We start from the raw sequence: 22,441 nt of genomic DNA, 5'->3' as shown, positions 1-22,441 counted from the left end.
GTCACCATATCGGCGTGACCCAGTCCACCTGGTCGGTGCGCGCCGCGCGGGAGCGCTCGCACACCTCCCGGCACCGCGATCTGCTCGACGCCGCGACCCGCGTGTTCGCCGAGCGCGGCTACGACAACACCACCGTCGCCGCCATCACCGCCGAGGCCGGCGTCTCCCGCGCGACGATGTACGTGTACTTCGCCTCCAAGGAGGAGATCTTCCTCGCGCTGGCCGAGCGGGTGCGCGACGACTTCCTCGCCGCGCAGGAGCCGGGCATCGAGGACGAAGATCCGCGGAATATGTTGCGCGCCACCATCGAATCCTTTGCCACAGCGGTCGCCGCGGCGGGACCTCTGCTGCGCCTGATCGATGAGCGCGGGTCCGTGGACCCCAAGGTTGCGGCGCTGTCCGAGGAGATCACCGAACGGCCGATCCGCCGCTTCACCCGGTATCTCCAGCGTCAACTCGACGCGGGCCGCATCACCCCGGTGGCGACGCCGCGGGTGATCGCGGAAACGATCGGCTACACCCTCACCGCGGGCATCCTCGCGCGTCGGACCGCCGACGAATCCAGCCGTGCGGAGTATCGCGAGGCCATGGGAAAGGTCGCGGAAACTCTGCTCGGCCTGTAGCCCGCCACCGCACCGCGAGAGCCGTGCATCACGCATTGAATTGACTTACAGCGCGATTGAACCCGTCGAGCGCCGCGTCCAATATGGCTGGACCGGGCGCTCCCCTCGGTTTGCCGCGCAGCTCCAGGGGTAGGCCGATTCGCGATAGCCCCACCCGGACTGGACACCCGACTTTCCCGAGGAGAAGCAGTCATGAATCAGCCCCACGACACCACCGACAAGGACGACTCGCACGAAACATCGAACGCGCGGGAAAAGGGCATTCTCGAAGGCCACTCCGAGAACTCCGGCAATCTGGCGGGCCCGGGGCCCAACACCGACCGAGACGAAGACCCCGATACGTGAAGCCGCCAAGCCGGGCCGACGCGAGGATCAGCGTCGTGAGATTCCGGGACGCCGCTGGTTACGCGTTCGAAGCGAGGTCTTCGATTCGACGCCGTCCCGCCGAAGCTGCCGCCGACAATTCGTCGGCTGCGCCGTCGGGCGGGCGCGGGTTCGATCATCGCTGCGCTACCGGCCAGTTCAGCTCGGTGCGCAGATCCGTGGGGTCCATGTCCGGAGCGGGCTTGGTCAGGTAGACCTCCCACCGCAGCGGCTCCGCGGCCAGTCCCTGCTCATCGATCCAGGCCCGCAGGTGTTCCCAGGCGGCAGCCAAGCCGTCGAATCCACCGGCGTGCACGATCCTCGCCACGCGGCCCGCGGGCAGGCAACCGGCCCTGACGTCGCGCTCCGGGCGCAGGCCCCGGTCGACCGCGAACCCCACCTCCAGATCCAGCGTGGCATCGGACTCCGCCCGATACACGCAGAATGCCGGCCCCTCGATCGTCGCGCCTTGTCCGGCGACGACCTCCGGCAGGATCCGGAACGACCGGTCGAAGAAGTCTCGCAAGCCCGCGGGTGGGACACGGTCACGGATAACCGCCGTGGTGACCTCCGGGACATCGAGCAATTCGGGATCGGCCGTGGAGGCGGCAGCCAGGTCGTCGGTCATGATTCTCCTTGATCAGGTCGCGGATACTCCCTCACCAACGACGCCGTGACCGCCGGAAACTCATCGGTGCCGCCGTTCGCCGGGTCTCATGGTCACGGGCTCGAGCCGAAACATGCGAAGCTTTGTACCAGCCGGTTCAATTTGATATTCGTCGGCGTACTAGACTGCGGGAGTGGCAGCAGTGACATCGCAAGCCGGACAGGCGGCTTCGCGCGGGCGGATCGACAAACGGCAGGCGATCCTGGACGCGGCGTTCGCGGTCTTCGCACGCCGCGGTTACGCGCAGGCGTGTGTGCAGGAGATCGCCGAGGCGGCAGGCGTCGCCAAGCCGACCATCTACAACCACCTCAACGACAAGGAAACCCTGTTCCGGCACACGCTGGCGGCCGCGGGCGACGCGGTGCTGGCCGAGAACCTGGCGGTCGTGGACCGGTTGCGCAACCCCGGCCCCGACTTGCGCGCCACGCTGGAGGACCTGGCGTACCGGCTGATCCGGGTCTGCTGCTCCGAGCGATCCCGGTCGCTGCGGTGGCTGACCTACGGGCAGGTCGCCCAGTTCCCCGACCTGATCGACATCGTGGTGAGCCGCACGTCCGACCAACTGGCCGATGCGCTGGCCGATCGGCTGGCGCGCCTGTCGCTGTCCGGCCGCTTGCGCGCGTGCGACCCGGCCACCGCCGCGGAACAGTTCCTCGCGCTGATCACCGGCCCGATGGAGGGCCGCTCACGGCTGGGCACCCGCAAGGTCTCCACCACCGAGATGCGCGCGGTCGCCACGACGGGGGTCGACACCTTCTTGCGCGCCTACGAAGCGACGGAAACCCCCTGAGCCCGTAGGCCGTCCGCTTGGAAACCGCCTCCACCGTCGACGCGCAGGAGCGCACCGCGTCCGCCGCACCTGGCGAGAGCCGCAGCGCACCTGCGAAGTACCGCTGCCGCCGAATTCGACACCGTACGACTCGCCGCGCGATACCTTGTCGCCGGGAAAGGACCGACGTGACCGGCTCACCCCAAGATCTGCTCGCGACCATCGAAGCCGAGCGGGCGATCTACCGCACGTTTTATCACTTCTTCCGACTCGCGGACACCGGGGAGAGCGAACGTTTCGTCGAATGTTTCACACCGGACGCGCTGATCGAGTACCGGATCATGCCCGGCCCGGTGGTGCGCTTCCACGGACGCGACGAGTTCACCGCGTACATGAGCCGCGCGCCGAAATCCCAGCGCGCCATGGTGGCGCATGTCGCCGGGCAGGCCACCATCGAGTGGACCGAGGACGGCCCGCTGCTCACCGCCTACGCCACGGTATGGCATTGGTTCACCACCAGGGAATTCGCCGACACCAACCGCCCCGCGGACTGGACCACCATCGGCCTGGTGCAGGACAGATACGAGAAATACGACGGCGAGTGGCTGATATCCCACCGCGACGTACGGCCCGTCGCGGGCCGGGTCGCCGCCGGACGCGGCCCTGCCTGAACTCGCCCCTTCTCGCTCATTTCCCGGCACTCCGCCACTTTCACGCGACGCGACACCGACTTCCGTGATCGCGAACGCCCGTTCCTGGATGATTTGGCGGTCGTGTCGCCGTTCGCGGCCCCCGCGATGACGGCTCGGCGCACGCCACCGAGTTCGCCCACCGAAGTGTCACAACCACCGACACCGCGAAATTCTTTACCGCGCAGGTCAGAAGGGTCGGCAAATCCGCCGCGCCACAATGTCATCCGCTCGCCTGGACCGTCGCCGGGAGTTGGCCGAAGCGGAGACCTGGTCACCAGCGCGGTAACTCTTGGTGAACGACTCGTGCAACGCGAGGGTCCGCCGTATCCTTGGATCCGTTGGGAAAGAGGGGTGATGACCGAACGACCTATGTCATCGCCGCCTACCCTGACCTCCACATTCCCCGCCGCGACCGCATAGCGCTGGCGAAACACTCGCTCCCGCAACGGTTTCCACAGACGATGCGATGTCCACCATCTTCGGCATCGCAGCTCATGCCCAGTGACGACAGTCCAGCGGCAAGGTCTCCTGCGGGCATTTTGGCAACCCTCCAGTAACCCACAGGCGGATAGACCAGGGGTTGCCAAATAGCCTGTGTCTATTGAGGTTTGGCTATCAATTGCTACAATCGAACCGTGCACCGTTAGTTTAGCTAATCAGTGGCAAAGTTTGATTCGGACGCGTCGAAGACCGCGGCTCGCCCGGAGTCCTTCCACCACTGAGGCGGGCGCACGATCCGTTGTCGGCAGTTCCAGGGAGTTCGCTATGGACAATCCGCATGTTCTGGTCATCGGTGGCGGCCCAGCCGGGTCCACCACCGCAGCCCTGCTCGCGAAATCGGGGGTCCGCGTGACCCTCCTGGAACGAGATAAGTTCCCGCGCTACCACATCGGCGAGAGCCTGTTGGCTTCGGTCCTGTCGACCTTGCGCGTCTCCGGCGCCTACGACGCGGTGGCCGCCCACGGCTTCCAGATCAAACGAGGTGGCCACTTCCAGTGGCAGGACGACAACTGGTTGCTGGACTGGTCCAAGCTCGTGGACGCCGAGGCCTGGTCCTGGCAGGTCCAGCGCGACGTCTTCGACGAACTGCTGCTGCGCAACGCCGCAGAGCAGGGTGCGCAGGTGATCGAGCAGGCCACGGTCACCAACGTCCTGTTCGACGGCGACCGGCCGACGGCCGTGGAATGGACCGTCGACGGTGACGACGAAGTGCACACCACCGAGATCGACTTTCTCGTCGACGCCTCCGGCCGCGCGGGCGTACTGGCCAAACACCAGGTCGTCGATCGTCAGCAGCATCCCGCCTTCCGCAACGTCGCCGTGTGGTCGTATTGGGAAGGCGCACACCTACATCCGGACAGCCCGGAGGGCGCGATCAACGTCGTCTCCACGCCGGAGGGCGGCTGGTTCTGGAACATTCCGCTCTCGAACGGCCGCCACAGCGTCGGCTATGTCGTCTCGGCGCGCAAAGCCGCTCCCAAACTCCGCGAACTCGGCCGAGAGGCGTACTACGCACAGACCATCGCCGACAGCGCGGCGATGAGCAAGTTGCTCGTCGGTGCGCGGCAGGTCGCGGAGGTCAAGGCGGAGCAGGACTACTCCTACACCTCCGACCGGTTCAGCGGTCCGGGCTGGGTGGTCGTCGGCGACGCGGCCTGCTTCCTCGATCCGCTGTTGTCCAGCGGCGTGCATCTCGCGACGTACTCCGGCCTGGTCGCCGCGGCGGCGATCGCGACGATCCTGCGCGGCGAACTGAGCGAGTCCGCCGCGCTGGCCTTCTACGAGGACGCCTATCGCCGGGCCTACACGCGATTCCTCGTCCTGGTGTCGCGGATGTACGAGCAGTATGTGGGCTCGGAGGAGTATTTCGCGCACGCGGGCACCTTGACCACCGGGCACAGCGGCGACACGAAGCAGGCTCAGTTCACCGAGATCATGGCCGGCCTGACCGACATGGACGAGTCCTCGGGCGTGCAACAGCGCGCCGCGACCGCGACCATCATCTCCGCGGCCGAAGGCCTGCACGCGGAGTCGGCGAACCTCGAGTACATGGGCCACCTCGACATGTCCGTCGTGTGGGATCACTGGCGCGACCCGTTGGCGGACACGACGACCGGCCAGTTGCGCATCACGACCGAGCCGGTGCTCGGCCTCACCGATCGGCCGCGGACCGAAGCGGAGATCGCCGCCGTGGCTCGTCCCGTTCTCCCACCGACGGCTGCCACCACCCTTTAGCGCCGGTACCGGCACGGATTCCTCGTGACAGGCACTGCACGGAGCCGGTCGTGACGATCACGCACACCGGCCCCGAACCACCGGGTGATCGCCCGCCCGGTGGTTCGGGATTGCGCACCCACGACGAGATCGGGCGATTCGACCACCCGCTGACCAGGATGCTGCTGGCGAGTGACGGATTCACCACCCCCGCGCTGGCGGCGATACTTCGCACCGACCTGCACGTGCGGGTATTGCGTCAGGACGACATCGCGGCCGGTCGGCTGCCGACCACGGTCACCGACGCTTTGGGCGTATCCGGTTCCGATCGCGTCATCGTCCGCCGCTCCTGCCTGGTCAACGCCGACTTGGTCACCGCATCCATCAATTACGTCGTCGCGGTGCGCGCGGGCGCGGCCGCTTCCGGTATGGACGATGTGCGGGTGCCGATCGGCACCGGACTCATCTCCCGTGGCGTATCCCAGCGGCGGCATCTCCTGCGGACCGGTGTGGTGCGGTGGCCGGACGGTCGCCTCTGCGCGGCACGGGCATACGTCATGACCCTCGGGGATCGGCCGCTCTGCTACATCCGGGAGTCGTTCAACCCGGACGTCATCCCACCCGACCACGCCGCCACGGCCGGTGCCGATCCGCCTTGGGCCGACGAACCGGAACCCGCGCGGCCGGGGTCGTTCCTGGTGGCGAGCCGACTGTTCGAGGCGCACGAATTCCTGGGCAGCGTACAGCGGGGTGCGGACTCCGCAGCGCCACCCATCCGCCTGCGGCATTCGCGGCCCGGGCCTGTACAACCCCACGAATGCGAGGTTCTCACAGCGGATTTGGCGAAAGCAGCACGGGGAGATGGTTTCGTCCTGCACCTCGGTGGCCGCGACGACGCCTCTGCCGGCGACGACACCAGAACGGTCGCCGCGCGCAGGGCACTGACGTACGCGGCGGCCGCGGTCATGACGCATGGGCTGGGAGCAGCGACGGTCACCATCGAACGAGCGCCCGGACGACACCGCGGCGACCTCCGCGCTGCCGCGGCGCTCGACGAGTGGCCCGCCGACCGCTTGCCGATCACGCTGTGCGTGAACATTTTGCGCCGCGCCGCCGACCGGTCGCACGATCCGGTGCGACGCGACCTGCTCCGCGCGGTGAGCGGGCTGTTGCCCGTCGCCGCGATCGCACCGCCGGGCGCCAGTGAACTGCACAATTGGCTACCGCTGCTGCGCATCTCCCGCGAACCGGTCGTCCCGCCCGGCCAGGGACCCGACGAACGATGGTGGGATCGCTCGGCACACCTTTTGTGGCTCGACGATCGGGCGGGGGCTCTCGCCCACGACCGAATGCGGGTCGCCATCCATGCCGGTAACCCTGTCGCGGTAGCACTCGGCTCCGCCACTACCCCGGACGACATCGAGTTCCTCTGTCGCACATTGAATCCGCGGAAAGAGCCGGGGCGGCTCACACTGGTCCCCCGACTCGGCGTCGCCCGTACCCTCGATACGCTTCCGTCCTTGTTCGCCGCGGCCGCCGCGTGTGACACACCGATCTGCTGGGTGTGCGATCCGATGCCGTCCACGCGCATGCCGCACGGCGGCGGCGACTTCGGTGCCGACGATGTCGCCGACGTGATTCGCGCGTTCTTCGACACGTGCCGAACGACCGGCACCGTTCCCGGCGGCCTGCATCTCGAATGCGGCCCCGACCCCGTCGAAACGCTTCATCGCGTTATCGCCGCGCTCGAACTGCGGGCCACCTGGTCACCGCGATGACACGAACTCCCGGCGCGGCGCCGACGGTCCGGTAACGAGAGCCACGCTGGAATCGTTCGCCGGGCACCCGGCGGCGCTCCGGGACTTCGCAACGCTTCCACGAACAGCGCGGGTCGCGGCGGCGAGTGCCGTTGTGGCGATCGAGCGACGGATTTATTGCCAGCAGCGGGAATCGGATATCGAAGTGGGCGCTATATCATCACCCGGTTCCGTGGACATTGGGCTGCCCTTCTCGGTGTCTGGTCCGATGACACGGTACCGATCACCCATATCGCACAGGCGGACAGCTGAGGAATCGAACGAGCTGTCCATATACGACCAGAACCATCGGTAAGTTAGAGATTGATGTTCGCTCTGGTTCTCGCAGCTGCGGATCGGCTACGCTATACCGCCGAGTGGCAATCCTTCCGGGCGCGTTTACGGTCGACGATCACGCGCGGAGCCCGGCGCACCCGAGCTCGCGTGCTCGAATTTCGGAATAATTTCGATTCACTTGTTGGTCCAAGCGAATCCGTGGGATTCGCGATCGAACCGCTACACTTTCGTTATTCTTCGGAACGGGTACAGGTGAGGTGCCGCCCGGGTCGGGCGGGGCCGTGTCAGAGGGTAGGCATTTTCCAGCCGTGAGCAAGTGGTCAGAGCTGCGCGAATCCGCTATGGGAGCGGTTCGGTCGAGCCGGCGTGATGTCCGTGGTCGAGTGAGTGTCCGGGTACGCCTGCTGGCGATCGTGCTCATATCGAGCGTCACGCTACTCATCATCGGTGTGGGCGCGGCCGGCTATCTGGTGCGATCCGCCCAGGCGGCCAAGGAATGGGCGGAGCTGGCCAGCAGCACGACGGCACCGGCCATCCTCATGGTCCAGGCGTTCCAGGAGGAGCGTCGCCTGTCGCTGTTGTCCCTGGCCGGTGACACCGAAGTCGCCCGCGGGCTCGCCGCCGCACGCCAGCGTTCGGACGCGGCGCTGGCGGGGGTGATGGCGAAAGGCGATGCCGCCCGCAAACTGAATCCCGGCGGGTCCGCCTCCGATATCGAGGGCTACAACAAGCTGTTCGCGATGGTTCCGACGCTGCGCGGCGGGGTCGACACCCGGCAGGCCGCGCCGCACGAGGTTTTCGAAGTCTTCAGCGGGGTCATCGGCACGATCATCGCCGCGTCGACGCTCGCCGCACGGGTGGCGCCGGAAGCCGATATCGCCATGGAACTGAACTACGGCGTCGAGCCCCTACGCGCGGCCGAAGCCCTGTCGATGGCGGACACCCTGGGCGCGGTGGCGCTGACCGTCGGCGAGAACACTCCCGCGCAATTGACCGAATTCAGCCGGTTGGTAGGCGAATTCCGCAGTGAGGTCGCCTACTCCGGCCGCGTGTTGAAGAACAAGCGACTCGCCCAACTCCAGGAGATCACCGCCGGACCGGCCTATCAGAAGCTCGTCGCGATGCAGGACGCGGTGCTGGTGCGCGGTCCGGTGGAGGCGGGCTCCGACTCCGACGAGTCCACCGGTACCGGTAGGACCCAGAGCGGCCGCTCGGCCTCCAGGACCACGTCGTCGTTGCCCATGGGTGTCGCGGCCTGGCAAGAGGCCTCCGGCCAGGTCTCGGCGGCCCTGCTGAAGCTTTGGGACGACCAGAGCCGCGACGCGCACCAGATCGCGCGCGAGCGAGGCGATGAAACCGCGCGGCGGTCCATGCTCGGTGGCGCGGGGGTGCTGTTGGTCGCGACCATCGCCTTCCTCGCGGCGTTGATCATGGCCAATCGCTTCATCGGGCGAATGCGGCGATTGCGGCGCGACACACTGGAACTGGCGGACCAGCAGCTGCCCGATCTCATGGGCAGGCTCGGCCGAGGCGAAAGCATCGACTCCGAGGCCGAGTTGGCCCGACTGGATTTCGGTTCCGACGAATTGGGCCAGGTGGCCGACGCCTTCAACCGCGCCCATGTCGCGGCCGTGTCCGCCGCGGTCGCCGAGGCGAAGACGCGAACGGGCGTCAACGCGGTATTCCTCAACATCGCCCATCGCAGCCAGGTCGTGGTGCACCGCCAGTTGGCGCTGCTCGACCAAGCCGAACGCAAGGAGGAGAACGCCGACCAGCTCGAGCTGCTGTTCCAGCTCGACCACCTGGCGACGCGGGCCCGCCGCAACGCCGAGAACCTCATCATCCTCGGCGGCGAGAAGCCGGGTAGACGCTGGCGCAAGCCGGTTCCACTGATCGATCTGGTCCGCGCCGCCGTCGCCGAAAGTCTCGACTACGCCAGGATCCAGACCGGCAGGCTGCCGGAACTGCAGGTGTCGAGCAACGCCGTCGCCGACCTGATCCACCTGATGGCCGAGCTGATGGACAACGCGACAGCCTTCTCACCCCCGCAAGCGCGGGTCGAGGTGTCCGGCGTCGTGGTCGGGCGCGGCGTCGCGGTCGAGATCATCGACCAGGGCTTGGGCATGTCGGAGGCCGACTTCGCCGCGCGCAACGAACTGCTGTCCAACCCACCGGATTTCAGTGTGGTGACCTTGTCCAGCGACACCAGGCTCGGATTGTTCGTCGTCGCGAAATTGGCGCACCGGCACGGTGTTTCGGTACGTCTGGGCGAGTCGGCCTACGGCGGCGTGCGGGCGGTGGTGCTCATTCCGAGCGCACTCCTGCGGTCGGAGACCTCGCCGCGCGAGCAGAGCGACGCTGACCCCATCGAACCCGTGCGGCCGCAGACGCCGGACGACCTCCCGCCTCGACCGGCGCCGGTACCGGGCCGATCGGCATGGTTCACCCCGGCCTCCGAGCAACCGGCCCCGGCACCGATCCCGCACGGCGACGACCGTGGCTTCGACACCGCGGCCACACCAGATCCCGGTCCGGCCGCGGACGCCAGGCCGCCGCTCCCACGCCGCCGCCGTCAATCTCCCCAGGAGCAGGAGCAGACGGCGCCCGCCGCCCCGATACGACAGCGGACCGCCGATGAAGCACGCAATCTGATGAGTGCCATCGAGAACGGCACCCGCCAGGGACGCCGGAAGCGTCCCGACTTCGATTAGTCCGCAATCCCCCCTTTGCAGAAGGCGACGATGACTACTTCCCAGGGAACCGGCCTCGGTTGGCTGCTCGACGAGCTGGTCACCGGATTGGTCGGAGCGAAATCCGCGGTGCTGCTGTCTTCCGACGGGCTGCTGATCGGCCATTCGGCCCAACTGGACAAGGCCGACGCCGAGCGGTTCTGCGCGATGGCATCGGCACTGCACAGCCTATCCCGCAGCGTCGGCCACCATTTCGACGCCGGCGGCGTCTGCCAGACCGTGGTGGAACTCGACCACGCCGTGCTGTTCGTCACCACGGCCGGAACCAACGCCTGCCTGGCACTGCTGGCGTCCGAGACCGCCGATATGGGTATGGTGGCCTACGAAATGAATCAGACGGTGCAGCGAGTCGGAACACATCTGTCGGTCGACACGCGCCCGCACCCACCCGCTTCGACACAGCCATGAGTTATCAGCACGATCCCTGGTACGAGGAAGACGCCGGTCCGATGGTCCGGCTCTTCGCCATCACCCGCGGCCGGGGTCGTGCCGTGCGCCCGGAACTGAACTTGGTCACCCTGGTGGTCGATGGCGCGCCGGGCACCGCACTGCGGCGCACCGAACCGGAATACGCCGCCATCGTGCAGCTTTGCCGCACCCCGCAGTCGGTAGCGGAGGTGTCCGCGCGATTGAACCTGCCGCTGACGATGACGAAGGTCCTCATCGGCGATCTGCTCGACGACGGCAGGCTGATCTACCGGTCGGCGCAGCCCACGGCCGGGTCGGAATCGGATCTCGGCCTCCTGCGCGCGGTGCTCGACGGCATCCGCGCGCTCTGACCCGACCCGGCCGGTATTCAGCTCAACCGCGCGACAAGCCTTTTCGCGTTCATGTAGGCGATCGCCTCGATCGAGACCATGGGGTTGACGCCCGACGCGGTGGGGAAGCTGGAGGCGTCGGCGACGACGATGTTCGCCACCTCCCACGTGGCGCCGTCCGGGTTGGTGGCCGAGGTTTCCGCTGAGCCGCCCATCCGCGCCGAACCCATGATGTGCAGTGCGCCCAAAGAGCATTGCCCCGGTCCGTATCCGGCGGCCCGGCACGCGGCGGCGAAATCGGCGTGCGAGCCGCGGCGACCCGGTTCGTAGGAGACGCCCGCTTGGTGCCCGGAGAAGATGCGCTGCGCACCCGCTGCTTCCAGAATGCTCGCCGCCCCCTCGAACCCGGTGTGCAAATGGGCGGCATCGTAGTCCGACAACCGGTAGTTGACGATCGGCTCACCGCCGCGGTCGACGGACACAGTGCCCGAATCGCGGTCGCGCGTGATGATGCCGATCGCGTTCGAACGCGCGAAATCGAGCATGGTGGTCCGATGGTTCTCGGCGCCGCGCCAGCTCATGAACCCGGTGGCGAGACCGGGATGAATCGGGCCGGTTTCGTAGATCACGCCGTAGCCGTTGCCGTCCAAATCGCTGTGCTCGCGGCAGATCCGGGTCTGCAAGCCGCCCTCCCACGGCCGGATCTCTTCCTCGAACACCCCGAACACCGCGGCCGCCGGGTGCAGGCGCAGATGACGGCCGATGTTCTGGTTGCGCAGCCCGGAGCGCCGCAGCAACGCCGGAGTCTGGATCGCACCGGCCGCCACCACCACCGCACGAGCGCGCACCTCGATCGCCACGCCGTCGGACGTGACCGCCGAAACGCCTTCCGCGCGACCATTTCGCACACTGATCCGCCGCACGTCGGCGTCCACGACCAGTCGCGCGCCCCGATCCGCCGCATCGGCGAGCCAGGTCTTGGTCACCGACTGCTTGGCGCCCAGGCGGCAGCCGTAACCGCACCGGCCGCACTCCACACCGGCGTCGCAGGCATCGGTCACGTTGCGCGGCAACGTGTCCACCTCCCAGCCGAGCGCGCGGGCGCCGCGCTCGAGAACGCCGTCGCGAGCCGACAGCACCGACCGCCGATCGGTGACACCGAGCCGCCGCCGCACCACGTCGAGCGCGTCGCCGAATTCGTCCTCGGCGAACTGGGCGGCGCCCAGGGCGGCCCACTCCGCCCGGACATCCTCCGGCGTCGGCAACGACGTACTCCAGTTCACGACCGTCCCACCCCCCAGGCACGTGCCCGCGACGAGGGTGATCTGACCGTCGGCGGTGCCCGGCGGCCCCGGTGCGTACAGGTGTTGCAACCCGTCCAGCTCGCCCGCGCCGAAATCGCGGTCGTCGTAGTAGTTTCCGCGTTCCAGCACCACGACGTCCAGGCCCGCTTCGGCCAATACCGCGGCGGCCACACCGCCTCCGGCGCCGGAACCGACGATCACTACATCACAGTCGAATTCGGTCGTCTCGGTGCAGCGCAGCGGTGTCAACACGGGCGCGGGCGCCGTGGTCAGCGGACCGGAAGGGGCCGGATACCCGATCTCCTTCCACAGCGGATTGACGCCCGTCGGGCCGGGAGTGATGTTGTAGGACAGCAGCGACGCTTGTTTGAGCGCCCCGAAGATCACCCGCACGGATTCGAAACGCGAATCGGCCAGCCGCAGCAATGCCCGTTCCCGCTCCTCCTGCGAAAGGCGGGAGAAGCGCCGGAGACCGCTGCCGGTGAGCAGGCCGGTCAGCCGGGAATCCCACAGGTTCAGCAGCGTGGCCAGTTGCTTCTTCTCCGCCTCGCGCGGATTGCGCCCCAGCAGTTGGAAGACGGTGTCAACGGCTCCGAGCGCGCTCGCCGACGGCAGCGTCAACCCGTCGCCGGGGTTGAACGTGTCGCAGATGACGTTCATCGCCGCGCGTTGCTTGGCTGTTGGTTCCATGTCGAACAGTCCCCTTCGTTTCGCCAGTGAGTTCTATCACACGACATGAACAACCACTAACTAAAGACCCGTTTGCCCTGGTGATTTCGGATCCTGGGAAAGAATGCATGGCCACATAGCGTTCACGCCCTTATCACGATCGCGGCCGCGTAACCGACCGCCAGGAACGCGTGCACGACCGAGACGAGCGCCTTGCCGAGTTCCGCCGTCGGGTTCGCGCCGGTCCGTGGCCGCGACAGCGACCACCGGGTGAACGTCCGCTCGGCGTGCACCGCGAGACGCAGCAACTCGGCGCGATATGACCCGAGCAGCGGTTGGTCGCAGGCGCCCATTGCCGCAGCGGTGAGATGCGCGCAGCGACCTATCGTCATCACGACTTCGAGCACCTCGTCCGGCACCGACGTGACGAGGCGGGCGTCCGCGAGCGCTGCTGCCGCCCGGATCCGTTCGACGACGCGGCCGAGCGCCCGCCCGAGTTCGGACAATTGCGCGCCGTCGGCGGCCACGGGCTCGGACTCCAGCGCGGCGGTCAAGTTGCCGATGACCACGCCGAGCGCGTGCTCGACTCGGCGCGAGCGCTCGAGTATCCCGGAGACGTCGACCGGCGAGCATCCGAAGTCCGCAAGCACCGTCGCTGCCTCGACCAGGGTCGCGGCCGCCGCGCGAAAGTAGATCTCGGTAGTCGCGCTCGCCGTCGGCGTGCTCATGCCCACTCCTCGGGTAGTCCCTCGATCAGCCGCGATGGGGTGTCGACGCCGCCCGGACGGCGTCGGCCGGGTAGCGTCGACAACCCCACGCCGCCCGGGTAGCAATCACACCGAACTACCACAGTCGACGATAATGATTCATAACATATCGCTTCTCTGGACTGGTAGATAGCCCTATATTGCTTGAAACAGCCATTTACTTAACGGTCGGGTGAACTGCGTGTGGCCGGATCAGCTACGACCAGGCACCGGACGCGGGGGATGCGGACGATCGGAGCGGCTTCCCTCCGCCCGCCGCGAACTTCGAGCCTTCCACGAGACCCGAAACCACCCCCAGATCCCGGCGGCTCGGCCGCACCGCCCGACGACCTGTACGCGTACGCGCGATGATGGAACGAAGCCGATGATCGTCGAGAGGACCGACGGATGTACCGTCTGAGGCGCTGCCTGGTCGCGGTGGTCGTCCTGTTGGCAGCCGCCGACTGCGGGACCGAACACGAACCGCCGCCCGCCCGCGGTGAGATCGTTTCCACGACGCCCCTGCTGAGTCTGCCGCCCGAGCAGACCGCCGCGCTGTTGACCAACGGTGGAATCTCCACTCCGGTGCGCAACGGCGTCGACGCCTTCCGCATCGAGTACCGGACGATCACCCCGCACGGCGACCCGACCACCGCCAGCGGGCTGGTGGCGCTGCCGCGCACGGACTCCCGGCGGCTGCGGGTGGTCAGCTACGAGCACGGAACCATGACGCTGAAGAGCGACGCGCCGTCGGTCGACACCCGCAACCTCCCCGATCGGCTGCGTACGGTGGCCTTCGCCGCCGCGGGCTACGCGGCGACCGCACCGGACTACTTGGGCCTCGGGAACGGTCCGGGAACGCATCCCTACACCCATGCGCCTTCGGAGGTCAGCGCTTCGGCCGACCTGTTGCGCGCGACCGCTTCCCTCGTGGCCCAGCAGCGCCGAGAGCTCGATCCGGACGTGCTGGTGACCGGCTTCTCCCAAGGCGGCCACGCCGCGATGGCGCTCGGGAAAGCGCTGGCCTCCGGCGCGATCCCGGGTTTCGGGGTGGCTGCCTTGGCCCCGATAAGCGGACCCTACGACCTACGGCACGTCCAGGCGCCCGCCGCACTGGACGGGCGGGTCCTACCGGGCGCGGCGGTGCTCTTCCTCTCCTACTGGATCACTTCCATGAACCGGATCCACCACCTCTACGACGACCCGACCGAGGCCTTCCAGCAGCCCTACGCCGACAAAGTCGAAGAACTCTTCGACGGCTTCCACACCGAGATCACCATCGTGACCTCGCTGGCGCCCACCCCCGGACAATTGCTGACCCCCGGGTTCGTCCGGTCCGCCGCCGAGCCGACCGGCGCCACCGCGGCGGCTATCACCGAGAGCGACGGCACCTGCGACTGGACGCCGCGGGTGCCGGTCCACCTCTACGCTGCCCGCGGCGACCGCGCCGTGCCGTTTCCGAATGCCGAGCACTGCTTGCAAGCTCTCGGCGGCGACGCCACGCTGCGGGACCTGGGGGACGTGGACCACGCCGGAACGGCACGGATAGCCGTCCCCGAGATTATCGGCTGGTTCGAGCAACAGTTCCCGCCGAGCTGACCGGGCGGCTCACGCCGGCTGGGGCTGCGATTCGAAGGGTGCGTCGATCCCGTCCATGACGATCCGGATATCGAGGTTCGCGATCCGACCCGAAGCGTCGAACTCGACCTCGCCGGCGAGACCGTCGTCGCCGAATTCCAGCAACCGGTAGTCGTCGAGGAATTCGGTGTTCAGTCCCCGCCGGGTGAGGTAGCTGTACACGGCACGCCGGTGATCCGTCAGTGGCAGTGCTCCGAAGCCGTGCGCCAGCACGCGAGCGAGGCCGGAGGGGGTGGGCGCGGGCAATTCGAAGGCCGGGTGGTCGATGAGGAACGCCACGCAGGCGCCATCGATGACACCACAGTAGGAGTTCCAGCGCCCGCAGACGATCTTCGCGGCATCCGCCATCAAGCCGGCCACCTGATAAGGCTCCGGCGCCGCGCCACCGAGGACCACGGGCAGTTCGGCCGAACACAATTCGGCGACACGGTAGCGGGACCCGAACTCGCGCACCGTCTCCGCCGCGCGCAGCAGCGACGGCGGGTAGCCCCACGGGTTGACCCATCCCCACAGCCACGTGTCGGCATCCGCCGTTCCGAGCAGGTGGACGTCGGTGCACACGAAGGAGCCTTCGTCACCGAGGAATTCGAGCCGACGTCCGTCCAGGTCGGCCTCCAACACGTGTGCGCCGAGCACCTCCTCGAGGTGCAGGCGGTGCTCGAGCGACAGCAAGCCCGCGTCATCGAGAAGTCTCGTCAGTGGCACGGATTGGGACACCGCGTCAGCGTAGTCAACGCGGAGCCATCGCTCCGCTTCCGGACCGGCTGTCGGGCCGTGCTCAGCCCCGAGCGGGCGGCCGTCCCGGCAAAGGGTGCGGGAGGAAACCGGGGCGACTCCACCTCCGACTTCACACCGGGCGGTCGTGCAACTCGGCCATCGTCGCCTCGACCCGATCGAGCTCGCGATCGACGACGCTCCGGCGTGCCGACGGCAACCAGAAGAGCACGCGGTCGACTCCCGCTTCCGCATAGGATTCGAGAGCCTCGAGGTCGTCGACGGGGGCGCCCATCACGACGACGTCGATCGGGCGATCGGCCCGCTCGCGCAGCTCGGTGATCCGCTCGATGATCCCGGGGCCGTGATTGGGCATCCACGCGTCGCCGTATTCGAGCACGCGATCCAGCACCGTCGGCCCGCCGCCTCCGACGAGGATCGGCGGGTGCGGCCGCTGGATCGGCTTGGGGTCGCTCCAGATCCGGTCGAAAGAGATGAATTCGCCGTCGAACGAGGCCTCGTGCTGCGTCCAGATCACCTTCATCGCTCGGACGTACTCGCCTATGCGCTTCATCCGGGTCCGTGGATCGGTGCCGTGATTCGCCATCTCTTCACGGTTCCAGCCTGCGCCGATGCCGAAGTCGAATCGCCCGCCGGACAGATGATCGAGCGACGCGACCTCCTTAGCGGTGATGATCGGGTCGCGCTGGGCCACGAGCGCGATACCGGTCCCGACCCGCAGCGCTTTCGTGGCGCCCAATGCGTAGGCGCTCGCCACGAAGGGGTCGTAGGTGTGCGCGTATTTTCGCGGCAGCGGCGGCGCGCCCTGCTCGCCGCGCCATGGCGTCTTCCGCGCCGCCGGGATGTGCGTGTGCTCGGCCCACATCAGCCACCGATGGCCGCGCTCCTCAACGGTTCGAGCGAGCTCCGCGGGCCCGAGGCCGTCGTGGGTCGGGAAGTAGGCTACGCCAGCATCCATTTGCTCGAAGTTACCTGCCGAACCCGAGGCCGCCAATGCGACTTGCCGCGGCCGTGATGCCCGGCTTCACTGCCGATCACCCCGGGATGACGTACTGCACCTGGACCGAATCGGGCGAGTGGAAGATTTCCTTTGTGGTGACGGACAACTCGACGTGGCCGGGGCCGGAGGGGATGGTGGCGGAGTTGTACCAGGAGCCGACCAGCTTGATCGTGGTGTTCCCCCGCGCGCCGGTGTCGATGTTGTGCCAGGAGACGTAGGCGGTGGTGGCGCAGGTGCCGATGCCCTCGAAGGCGCTGGTGAGGTGAAGTCCCTGGGAGGAGTCCTGGTCAACGTTCCCGCGAATCGTGCCGTAGCACAGGCCCGCTTCCGTCGCCGTGGTGTAGAGCACCGGGAGGTTGACGGCCTCGGCCGAGGCGGTACCGGCGAAGACGAACGCCGGGGCGCAGGCCACTACGGCGGCAGCGGCGGTCGTGGCCAATTTGGTAACTGAGCGCATGATCTTTCCCCTCTGAGTCTGCACACTGATCGACATGCCCGGATACACGGCCGCCGGGCCTCGGTACCGGGAGTTCGAGAACACCGGCCCGGCTGCACGTCTTATCCGTGATCAACCTCTAGTCGTTACGCCGCACGACATGTACCGCAGATACAGCATCGACCCGAAGGGATCACGGGCCGAAGCTCGAGCGCATCACTGATATCGCAGCGGCGAGACAACCGGTAGATAGTAGCTTTTCGAACCCTGCGCAGGTCGTCACCGTCTCCTGAAGCGTCGGGGCACGCGCACGATCAGCGATGGGTGGCGATGAGGCGTCGCAGTGCGGCCTGGGCGGGTGGACCCCATGTCGGCTTGCCGCCAGGGCGGCCGTGGACCCCGGCGTCTGCGATGAGGATGCCCGCGAAGGCGCGTAACACTGCCCATCCGCGGGCGCGCCGCAGAGTCGCCGTATCCATGGACGACTGGTAGGCGTCATGAAAGCGGTCGGTGGCACCGTCGGGCAGCAGAATCCACGCGGCAGCGAGATCGAAAGCCGGATCGCCGGCGAAGAGGTCGCCGAAGTCGATCACCCCGCAGATCGCGCCATCCGCGGTGAGGACGTTGGCCGGATGCAGATCGCCGTGCAGCCATAGCGCCGGTCCGTTCCAATCCGGTGCGGCGACAGCGTCTTCCCAGACCGCGCGGACGGCGTCGGGATCGGCGATCAGTCCTAACTCGGTGACTGCTGCGAGCTGCTCGGCGAACCTGTCGGAACAACCGGCCAGCGACCCTCCGCGGTCGCGGCCTTCGGGCGCGTGCTCGGGGGCAGGTTGGTGAAGTGCCCTCAGGAAGGCGGCCAGGGTGGTGGCAGCCTTCGCGCCGTGGGTGACGGGAGCTCGGTCGGCAGCCTCGCCCTGCACCCAGGTCGTGACGATCCACGGCCGCCGAAACCGTTCGGAGGGCCCACCGAAGCGCTGCGGAACGGGAACCGGCAGCGGAAGACGCGGAGCGAGGTCAGGCAGCCAGGTGTATTCCTTGCGCAGCAACGCGTCGGCGGACTCTGTCGCCCAAGGCAATCGGACGGCCAGGTCGTCGCCGAGCCGCCACAGCTGGTTGTCCCAGCCACGCGCGCCGAGCCGCACAGGGCGGTCGGCTAGGTCGGGGTGCTGGTCACGCAGTAGATCCCGCACCAACTCCGCGGTGATCTCGATCTCGGTGTGCGGCATGCGGCTCAATATGGCCCAATCATCATCTCGCGCTACAGAAGCTCGATTCGACCGGGCTCGGGCAGCGCGTGCGGGCGTTCGTCCGTATACCAGGCGTACTCGATTCCGCTGAGCCAGCCGTTCTCGACCCACAGTATGACCTCGCCGATCGGTGATCCGTTGCGGTCGGTGACCCCTCCGCTGGCGAAGATCCCGTCCGGCGAACCGGATGCTCGCACCGCACCGGCCCGCACCGCCAGATCGATGCTGGGTGAACCGATACCCCAGGTGGCGACGACCTGCGAATACGGCACCTGCGCCTGGTACTCGGAGGCGCAGGGGTCGCCCGACGACAGCAGCTTCATGGCGACACTGGTTTCGAGGTCGGTCAACGTTCGCGGCGGAATCGGTGTACTCATCGGTCTCCTCGGTCTCGCCGCGTCATGAAATGTATGCGGTGCCGGTGCTGAAGACACCGTCGATCATTGATATCGGCGGTGCACTGCGCGAGGAGGTCGGCAGGTCCCCCGACCCGCCGACGCAGCCGATGTAGCGCACGATATCCGTCGAAGCCCTCGGTCTCGGAAGTACTGCTGGCCGCAGAAGCGTACCTACTGCGGTCCTCGATGAACACCGGCGATCGAGCAGGCGGAGCTCAAGATCGGTCGAACTCGCCGCCCCGCGCGACCGACAGAAACGCATCCCACTCCGAGGGCGTGAACACCAACGCCCCACCGTGAGGATTCTTCGAGTCACGAACCGCCACGCGCCCGCCGTCCAGATGCGCGATCTCGACACAGTCACTACCGGCGGAACTACGAGTGCTCTTGAACCAGCGCGCTCCGGATAGATCAACGGACACAGTCGAACTCCTTCGCTGCCTGCCGCAACAGGCGTTTGCTACTCGGCACGTCCAACGCTACCCGCTGCATGACCTCGATTGCAGCCCGATAGCGGCGAACAGTGCCTGGTCGCTCCAGATAGATATCACCGGTGTAGCTCTGGACGTAGACCACCGATGGCTCCAGCACCCGCCCGTCGTTGTCTGCTGCAAAGTCCAGAATTGTGAACGGTCCGGTGGAAGTCCCCAGCGGATATCCTGCCCCGAATGGAAGCACCTGCACGCGAACATTCGGCGGCAGGTCCGCCAGGTGCCGCAACTGCACCGACATGACGCGAGGGCTACCGACCACTCGCCTGGTCATTGCTTGGTCCAGCAACAGCATCGCGTTCAGCGGGGCGATATCGCGGGTGATCAACCCTTGCCGGTTGCGACGAACCCTCACCCTCCGCTCGATCTCCTCGGCGGTATCCATCGGGAAGTACACCCGGTCGAGCGCACGCGCGTACTCGGGGATCTGAAAGATGCCGGGCAGCAGATCAGTACGGTAGCTCGTGAGATGGGAGGCCGCCGCCTCCATCTGGATGTAGGCGTTGAATGTCGGATTCACTTGATCGGGAAACTCGTCCAACCACGACGGCGTCCTCCCCTGTGCAGCGAGCGATTTCAACACCGGCAGCATGTCCACCCGCTGATACAGCCTGCACAGCCGCCGCAGATCTTCCTCCCGGACGACCACGTTCGGCGCACCGGTTTCCAAACGGTGCAGCGTCCCCGCTCCGCGCCCGATGGCCCGCGCCGCCACTTCGATGGACAACCCCGCCTCCTGCCTCATGCCGCGCAGGCAGCGGCCGAGGCTGCGGTGTGGAACGCCTCCCGTCCCGCGAATGTCGGCTTTGAGCTGCCGAATACCGGCGCCCCCATCGCTCTCCCCCATGCTGTTTGCTCCCTTCCGTGGAATATTCACACCCACTGACTGGAATGTTCCGAAAGTCCTTGTGGAAGGCGGTCTTTCGCCCCACCGGAGGCTATTGTGCAGGGTCGCTGGAAGGTGTCCAGGGCTTTCGCCACTTTCTGTCGCGAATTCGCGCGGGAATATCCATACGGCCCGCATCCGGTGCTCCACTGACCGCGAGGTCGGCGCGGCGTTACTCCCCGTTCGCCGCCACTCGGACAGTGGGAGGACACATGACCAACGCACTACCGCAACGCGTTCCGTTCCCACGGGCTCGCGCCCCCTACAAGGGCGTGCCGCTACTCGTGCTCGAGCGCTACGCCGACGCGCTGCGGCAGTGGGCCGACACACCCGAACGTCCCGGAGGCGGGGTGCCGACCCCTCCCCCGCCTCCGGTGACCCTCACCGAAGCCCTGTCGTGGACCGAGTGACCCGCCATCGGGCCGTCCGCGCGCGAAGGCCGTGACCGTGCGCCACTACCGCGTCACAGTGCACTGCTGCGGCCCACGCTGGCTCATCCACGTGCCTGCCGTGAACCGCTGGACAGTGACCGGCGACAAGTCGGCGATCCGGTCCACCGCCCGCCAGATGATCGCGGCGACAACCGGATACGGCGACGACTCGCTCGAACTGGACCTCATCGCGGGCAGAGCGCTGCGCGACGCCGAAGAGTTCGCGGTGGGATGCCAGTTGTCGACGCGATGGCACGCACCGACGGGATAGGCGAGCTACTCGGCGCCTTACGCTGGCGCCGGAGCGCAGGGCGAGCCCACATGTGCGCATCTTGTTCTGCTCGGCATCAGCAGGCGACGCCTCGAGTTCGACACTCCATTCGACGAGGGAGCCACCCGAAATTCATCGGTGCGGTCGAGGTCGCGTACACGCTCCTGCGGACGCCCTGTACTGGGCATGAGGGTGCGATCGGCCAGCGTCGGACGCGCACTACTGCTCGTTGATCTTCCGAGGTGCCGCGCCGGGCCGGTTCGGTCAGCGCGATCAGCGGCATTATGGTGCGTGCCGCTGGCTCAGGATGCCTCCCAGCCGGGCGGTTACAGGGCGAGCATGGCGGCAGCGACCTGGTCGGCCGCCGCTGGGCGCAGAGCGGTACCCATGTCGTCGAGGACGAGCAGTCGCGCCCCCGGGATTTCGGCGGTGAGGACCTCACCGTTGCCGACCGGGAAGAACGGGTCGGCGCGACCGTGCACCACGAGCGTGGGCACGTCGAGCTCACCGAGCCGCTCCCGCCAGCGCGGGGCGCAGTCGATCCGGGAGAACACCATCCCGAGCTGGTTCGCCTGGTGCACCGCGGGATCGCTCGACGGTGTCCGATCCCAGATCCGGGCCGCCGTCGCCCGCGCCTGCTGCGGATCGTCGCCCATCAGCGCGGCGCCCTCGGCGGCGAACGCCGCGACAGCATCTCGGTCGGTCCAGTCCGGCCGTGGGCGGGAGAATAGCGCGCCCATGACCGCGCGGTCGTGGTCGGGCAGGTCCTCATCGACCGGGCCTGGGGCCACCGGCCGGGTGCCGACGAGGGTTAGTGCGGAGAACACGTCCGGGTGGTCCAATGCGGCGACCTGAGCGACCATCCCACCGACGCCGACACCACCGAGATGGGCGGTCCCGGCGCCGAGCACCTCGACGAGCGCGGCCGCGTCGGTGGCGAGATCCCGCAGGTTGTATGCCGGATTCTGAGGGTCGAGGGTCGTCGACGCGCCGGAGTCGCGCAGGTCGTAGCGGACCACGCGCCGCCCGCCCGAGGCGAGCCGCTCGCACAGCGCGTCGGGCCAGGAGACCATTGTTGTGCCGCCGACCAGCAGGAACAGCGGATCGTCCTCGCGACCGAAGCTCTCGATGCCGAGATCCACACCGTTCGCCCGCACCGACGTCATGCCCAACCGAAACGGTCTCGTCATGCCTGGACTCCTATCTGTCGGCATCTCCAGAGGTATCGACGACAGATTCACCCGAAAATCATCGGTG

The 22,441-nt window shown here is 67.6% G+C and carries 23 protein-coding genes; 12 read left to right on the top strand and 11 right to left on the bottom strand.

What is annotated here, in order from left to right:
* Positions 1 to 14: 14 nt before the first annotated feature.
* Positions 15 to 623: a TetR/AcrR family transcriptional regulator gene (locus ACWESM_RS21260; protein ID WP_355075211.1), complete on the top strand. Its 609-nt coding sequence runs from the start codon at positions 15 to 17 to the stop codon at positions 621 to 623.
* 192 nt (positions 624 to 815) lie between these two features.
* Positions 816 to 968, top strand: coding sequence for a hypothetical protein (locus tag ACWESM_RS21255; RefSeq protein WP_355075209.1), 153 nt, complete (start codon positions 816 to 818; stop codon positions 966 to 968).
* A 154-nt stretch (positions 969 to 1,122) separates the two neighbouring features.
* Here ACWESM_RS21255 and ACWESM_RS21250 read toward each other — a convergent pair whose 3' ends face one another.
* Positions 1,123 to 1,614: a GyrI-like domain-containing protein gene (locus ACWESM_RS21250; protein ID WP_364432241.1), complete on the bottom strand. Its 492-nt coding sequence runs from the start codon at positions 1,612 to 1,614 to the stop codon at positions 1,123 to 1,125.
* Positions 1,615 to 1,786: 172 nt separating this feature from the next.
* Here ACWESM_RS21250 and ACWESM_RS21245 point away from each other — a divergent pair, with 172 nt between their 5' ends.
* The 7 genes from ACWESM_RS21245 (at position 1,787) to ACWESM_RS21215 (ending at position 10,950) form a co-directional block, all read left to right on the top strand.
* A complete protein-coding gene (locus ACWESM_RS21245) occupies positions 1,787 to 2,443 on the top strand; it encodes a TetR/AcrR family transcriptional regulator (protein WP_452493332.1) in 657 nt (218 codons plus the stop codon).
* Between the two features lie 167 nt (positions 2,444 to 2,610).
* Positions 2,611 to 3,093: a nuclear transport factor 2 family protein gene (locus ACWESM_RS21240; RefSeq protein ID WP_452493330.1), complete on the top strand. Its 483-nt coding sequence runs from the start codon at positions 2,611 to 2,613 to the stop codon at positions 3,091 to 3,093.
* 786 nt (positions 3,094 to 3,879) lie between these two features.
* Positions 3,880 to 5,349: an NAD(P)/FAD-dependent oxidoreductase gene (locus ACWESM_RS21235; protein WP_452493328.1), complete on the top strand. Its 1,470-nt coding sequence runs from the start codon at positions 3,880 to 3,882 to the stop codon at positions 5,347 to 5,349.
* 50 nt (positions 5,350 to 5,399) lie between these two features.
* Complete coding sequence (locus ACWESM_RS21230) at positions 5,400 to 7,106, top strand: 3-deoxy-7-phosphoheptulonate synthase (protein ID WP_452493326.1); 1,707 nt, start codon at positions 5,400 to 5,402, stop codon at positions 7,104 to 7,106.
* 698 nt (positions 7,107 to 7,804) lie between these two features.
* Positions 7,805 to 10,132, top strand: coding sequence for a sensor histidine kinase (locus tag ACWESM_RS21225; RefSeq protein WP_397277532.1), 2,328 nt, complete (start codon positions 7,805 to 7,807; stop codon positions 10,130 to 10,132).
* A 30-nt stretch (positions 10,133 to 10,162) separates the two neighbouring features.
* The gene (locus tag ACWESM_RS21220; protein WP_355075196.1) at positions 10,163 to 10,579 is read left to right on the top strand and encodes a roadblock/LC7 domain-containing protein; all 417 of its coding nucleotides are present in this window, start codon (positions 10,163 to 10,165) and stop codon (positions 10,577 to 10,579) included.
* Complete coding sequence (locus ACWESM_RS21215) at positions 10,576 to 10,950, top strand: DUF742 domain-containing protein (RefSeq protein WP_355075194.1); 375 nt, start codon at positions 10,576 to 10,578, stop codon at positions 10,948 to 10,950. Before ACWESM_RS21220 ends, ACWESM_RS21215 begins: the two co-directional genes overlap by 4 nt.
* Before the next feature lie 17 nt (positions 10,951 to 10,967).
* On the opposite strand, the gene ACWESM_RS21210 is transcribed toward ACWESM_RS21215, so the two are convergent.
* Together ACWESM_RS21210 and ACWESM_RS21205 are read right to left on the bottom strand one after the other, a co-directional pair.
* On the bottom strand, positions 10,968 to 12,923 hold the full coding sequence (locus ACWESM_RS21210) for a GMC family oxidoreductase N-terminal domain-containing protein (RefSeq protein ID WP_452493324.1): 1,956 nt from the start codon (positions 12,921 to 12,923) through the stop codon (positions 10,968 to 10,970).
* Positions 12,924 to 13,045: 122 nt separating this feature from the next.
* A complete protein-coding gene (locus ACWESM_RS21205) occupies positions 13,046 to 13,630 on the bottom strand; it encodes a hypothetical protein (RefSeq protein WP_452493322.1) in 585 nt (194 codons plus the stop codon).
* Between the two features lie 426 nt (positions 13,631 to 14,056).
* Here ACWESM_RS21205 and ACWESM_RS21200 point away from each other — a divergent pair, with 426 nt between their 5' ends.
* On the top strand, positions 14,057 to 15,247 hold the full coding sequence (locus ACWESM_RS21200; protein ID WP_452493320.1) for a hypothetical protein: 1,191 nt from the start codon (positions 14,057 to 14,059) through the stop codon (positions 15,245 to 15,247).
* 9 nt (positions 15,248 to 15,256) lie between these two features.
* Here the strand turns inward: ACWESM_RS21200 and ACWESM_RS21195 are convergent, their stop codons facing one another.
* From ACWESM_RS21195 to ACWESM_RS21165, 7 genes are all read right to left on the bottom strand, one after another.
* Positions 15,257 to 16,003: a DUF6882 domain-containing protein gene (locus ACWESM_RS21195; RefSeq protein WP_355075187.1), complete on the bottom strand. Its 747-nt coding sequence runs from the start codon at positions 16,001 to 16,003 to the stop codon at positions 15,257 to 15,259.
* A 130-nt stretch (positions 16,004 to 16,133) separates the two neighbouring features.
* Positions 16,134 to 17,015: an LLM class F420-dependent oxidoreductase gene (locus ACWESM_RS21190; protein WP_452493319.1), complete on the bottom strand. Its 882-nt coding sequence runs from the start codon at positions 17,013 to 17,015 to the stop codon at positions 16,134 to 16,136.
* 40 nt (positions 17,016 to 17,055) lie between these two features.
* The gene (locus tag ACWESM_RS21185; RefSeq protein ID WP_157170822.1) at positions 17,056 to 17,478 is read right to left on the bottom strand and encodes a hypothetical protein; all 423 of its coding nucleotides are present in this window, start codon (positions 17,476 to 17,478) and stop codon (positions 17,056 to 17,058) included.
* A gap of 293 nt (positions 17,479 to 17,771) precedes the next feature.
* Positions 17,772 to 18,686 (bottom strand): aminoglycoside phosphotransferase family protein, encoded by a 915-nt coding sequence (locus tag ACWESM_RS21180; RefSeq protein WP_452493317.1) that lies wholly within the window; start codon positions 18,684 to 18,686, stop codon positions 17,772 to 17,774.
* A 32-nt stretch (positions 18,687 to 18,718) separates the two neighbouring features.
* Complete coding sequence (locus ACWESM_RS21175; protein WP_364432204.1) at positions 18,719 to 19,084, bottom strand: hypothetical protein; 366 nt, start codon at positions 19,082 to 19,084, stop codon at positions 18,719 to 18,721.
* Positions 19,085 to 19,320: 236 nt separating this feature from the next.
* Positions 19,321 to 19,527, bottom strand: coding sequence for a DUF397 domain-containing protein (locus tag ACWESM_RS21170; RefSeq protein WP_452493315.1), 207 nt, complete (start codon positions 19,525 to 19,527; stop codon positions 19,321 to 19,323).
* A complete protein-coding gene (locus ACWESM_RS21165) occupies positions 19,517 to 20,443 on the bottom strand; it encodes a helix-turn-helix domain-containing protein (RefSeq protein ID WP_452493313.1) in 927 nt (308 codons plus the stop codon). Before ACWESM_RS21165 ends, ACWESM_RS21170 begins: the two co-directional genes overlap by 11 nt.
* Before the next feature lie 251 nt (positions 20,444 to 20,694).
* Between ACWESM_RS21165 and ACWESM_RS21160 the strand changes: the two genes are divergently transcribed.
* Together ACWESM_RS21160 and ACWESM_RS21155 are read left to right on the top strand one after the other, a co-directional pair.
* The gene (locus tag ACWESM_RS21160) at positions 20,695 to 20,892 is read left to right on the top strand and encodes a hypothetical protein (protein ID WP_397277518.1); all 198 of its coding nucleotides are present in this window, start codon (positions 20,695 to 20,697) and stop codon (positions 20,890 to 20,892) included.
* A 100-nt stretch (positions 20,893 to 20,992) separates the two neighbouring features.
* Entirely contained in the window at positions 20,993 to 21,184 is a 192-nt protein-coding gene (locus ACWESM_RS21155) for a hypothetical protein (protein WP_355075174.1), read from the top strand.
* 326 nt (positions 21,185 to 21,510) lie between these two features.
* On the opposite strand, the gene ACWESM_RS21150 is transcribed toward ACWESM_RS21155, so the two are convergent.
* Positions 21,511 to 22,350 carry an alpha/beta fold hydrolase gene (locus ACWESM_RS21150; protein ID WP_452493408.1) on the bottom strand — a complete coding sequence of 280 codons (840 nt, stop codon included), beginning with the start codon at positions 22,348 to 22,350 and terminating at the stop codon, positions 21,511 to 21,513.
* Positions 22,351 to 22,441 lie beyond the last annotated feature (91 nt).

The organism is Nocardia sp. NPDC003999 (assembly GCF_053604885.1).
This window is presented reverse-complemented; position numbering and strand designations above follow the sequence as displayed.

Bases quoted from the DNA above. Each gene is read 5' to 3' on its own strand.
- ACWESM_RS21255 (WP_355075209.1), top strand. From the start codon at position 816: ATGAATCAGCCCCACGACACCACCGACAAGGACGACTCGCACGAAACA.
- ACWESM_RS21250 (WP_364432241.1), bottom strand. From the start codon at position 1,614: ATGACCGACGACCTGGCTGCCGCCTCCACGGCCGATCCCGAATTGCTC.
- ACWESM_RS21235 (WP_452493328.1), top strand. From the start codon at position 3,880: ATGGACAATCCGCATGTTCTGGTCATCGGTGGCGGCCCAGCCGGGTCC.
- ACWESM_RS21220 (WP_355075196.1), top strand. From the start codon at position 10,163: ATGACTACTTCCCAGGGAACCGGCCTCGGTTGGCTGCTCGACGAGCTG.
- ACWESM_RS21215 (WP_355075194.1), top strand. From the start codon at position 10,576: ATGAGTTATCAGCACGATCCCTGGTACGAGGAAGACGCCGGTCCGATG.
- ACWESM_RS21210 (WP_452493324.1), bottom strand. From the start codon at position 12,923: ATGGAACCAACAGCCAAGCAACGCGCGGCGATGAACGTCATCTGCGAC.
- ACWESM_RS21205 (WP_452493322.1), bottom strand. From the start codon at position 13,630: ATGAGCACGCCGACGGCGAGCGCGACTACCGAGATCTACTTTCGCGCG.
- ACWESM_RS21200 (WP_452493320.1), top strand. From the start codon at position 14,057: ATGTACCGTCTGAGGCGCTGCCTGGTCGCGGTGGTCGTCCTGTTGGCA.
- ACWESM_RS21185 (WP_157170822.1), bottom strand. From the start codon at position 17,478: ATGCGCTCAGTTACCAAATTGGCCACGACCGCCGCTGCCGCCGTAGTG.
- ACWESM_RS21180 (WP_452493317.1), bottom strand. From the start codon at position 18,686: ATGCCGCACACCGAGATCGAGATCACCGCGGAGTTGGTGCGGGATCTA.
- ACWESM_RS21175 (WP_364432204.1), bottom strand. From the start codon at position 19,084: ATGAGTACACCGATTCCGCCGCGAACGTTGACCGACCTCGAAACCAGT.
- ACWESM_RS21165 (WP_452493313.1), bottom strand. From the start codon at position 20,443: ATGGGGGAGAGCGATGGGGGCGCCGGTATTCGGCAGCTCAAAGCCGAC.
- ACWESM_RS21160 (WP_397277518.1), top strand. From the start codon at position 20,695: ATGACCAACGCACTACCGCAACGCGTTCCGTTCCCACGGGCTCGCGCC.
- ACWESM_RS21150 (WP_452493408.1), bottom strand. From the start codon at position 22,350: ATGACGTCGGTGCGGGCGAACGGTGTGGATCTCGGCATCGAGAGCTTC.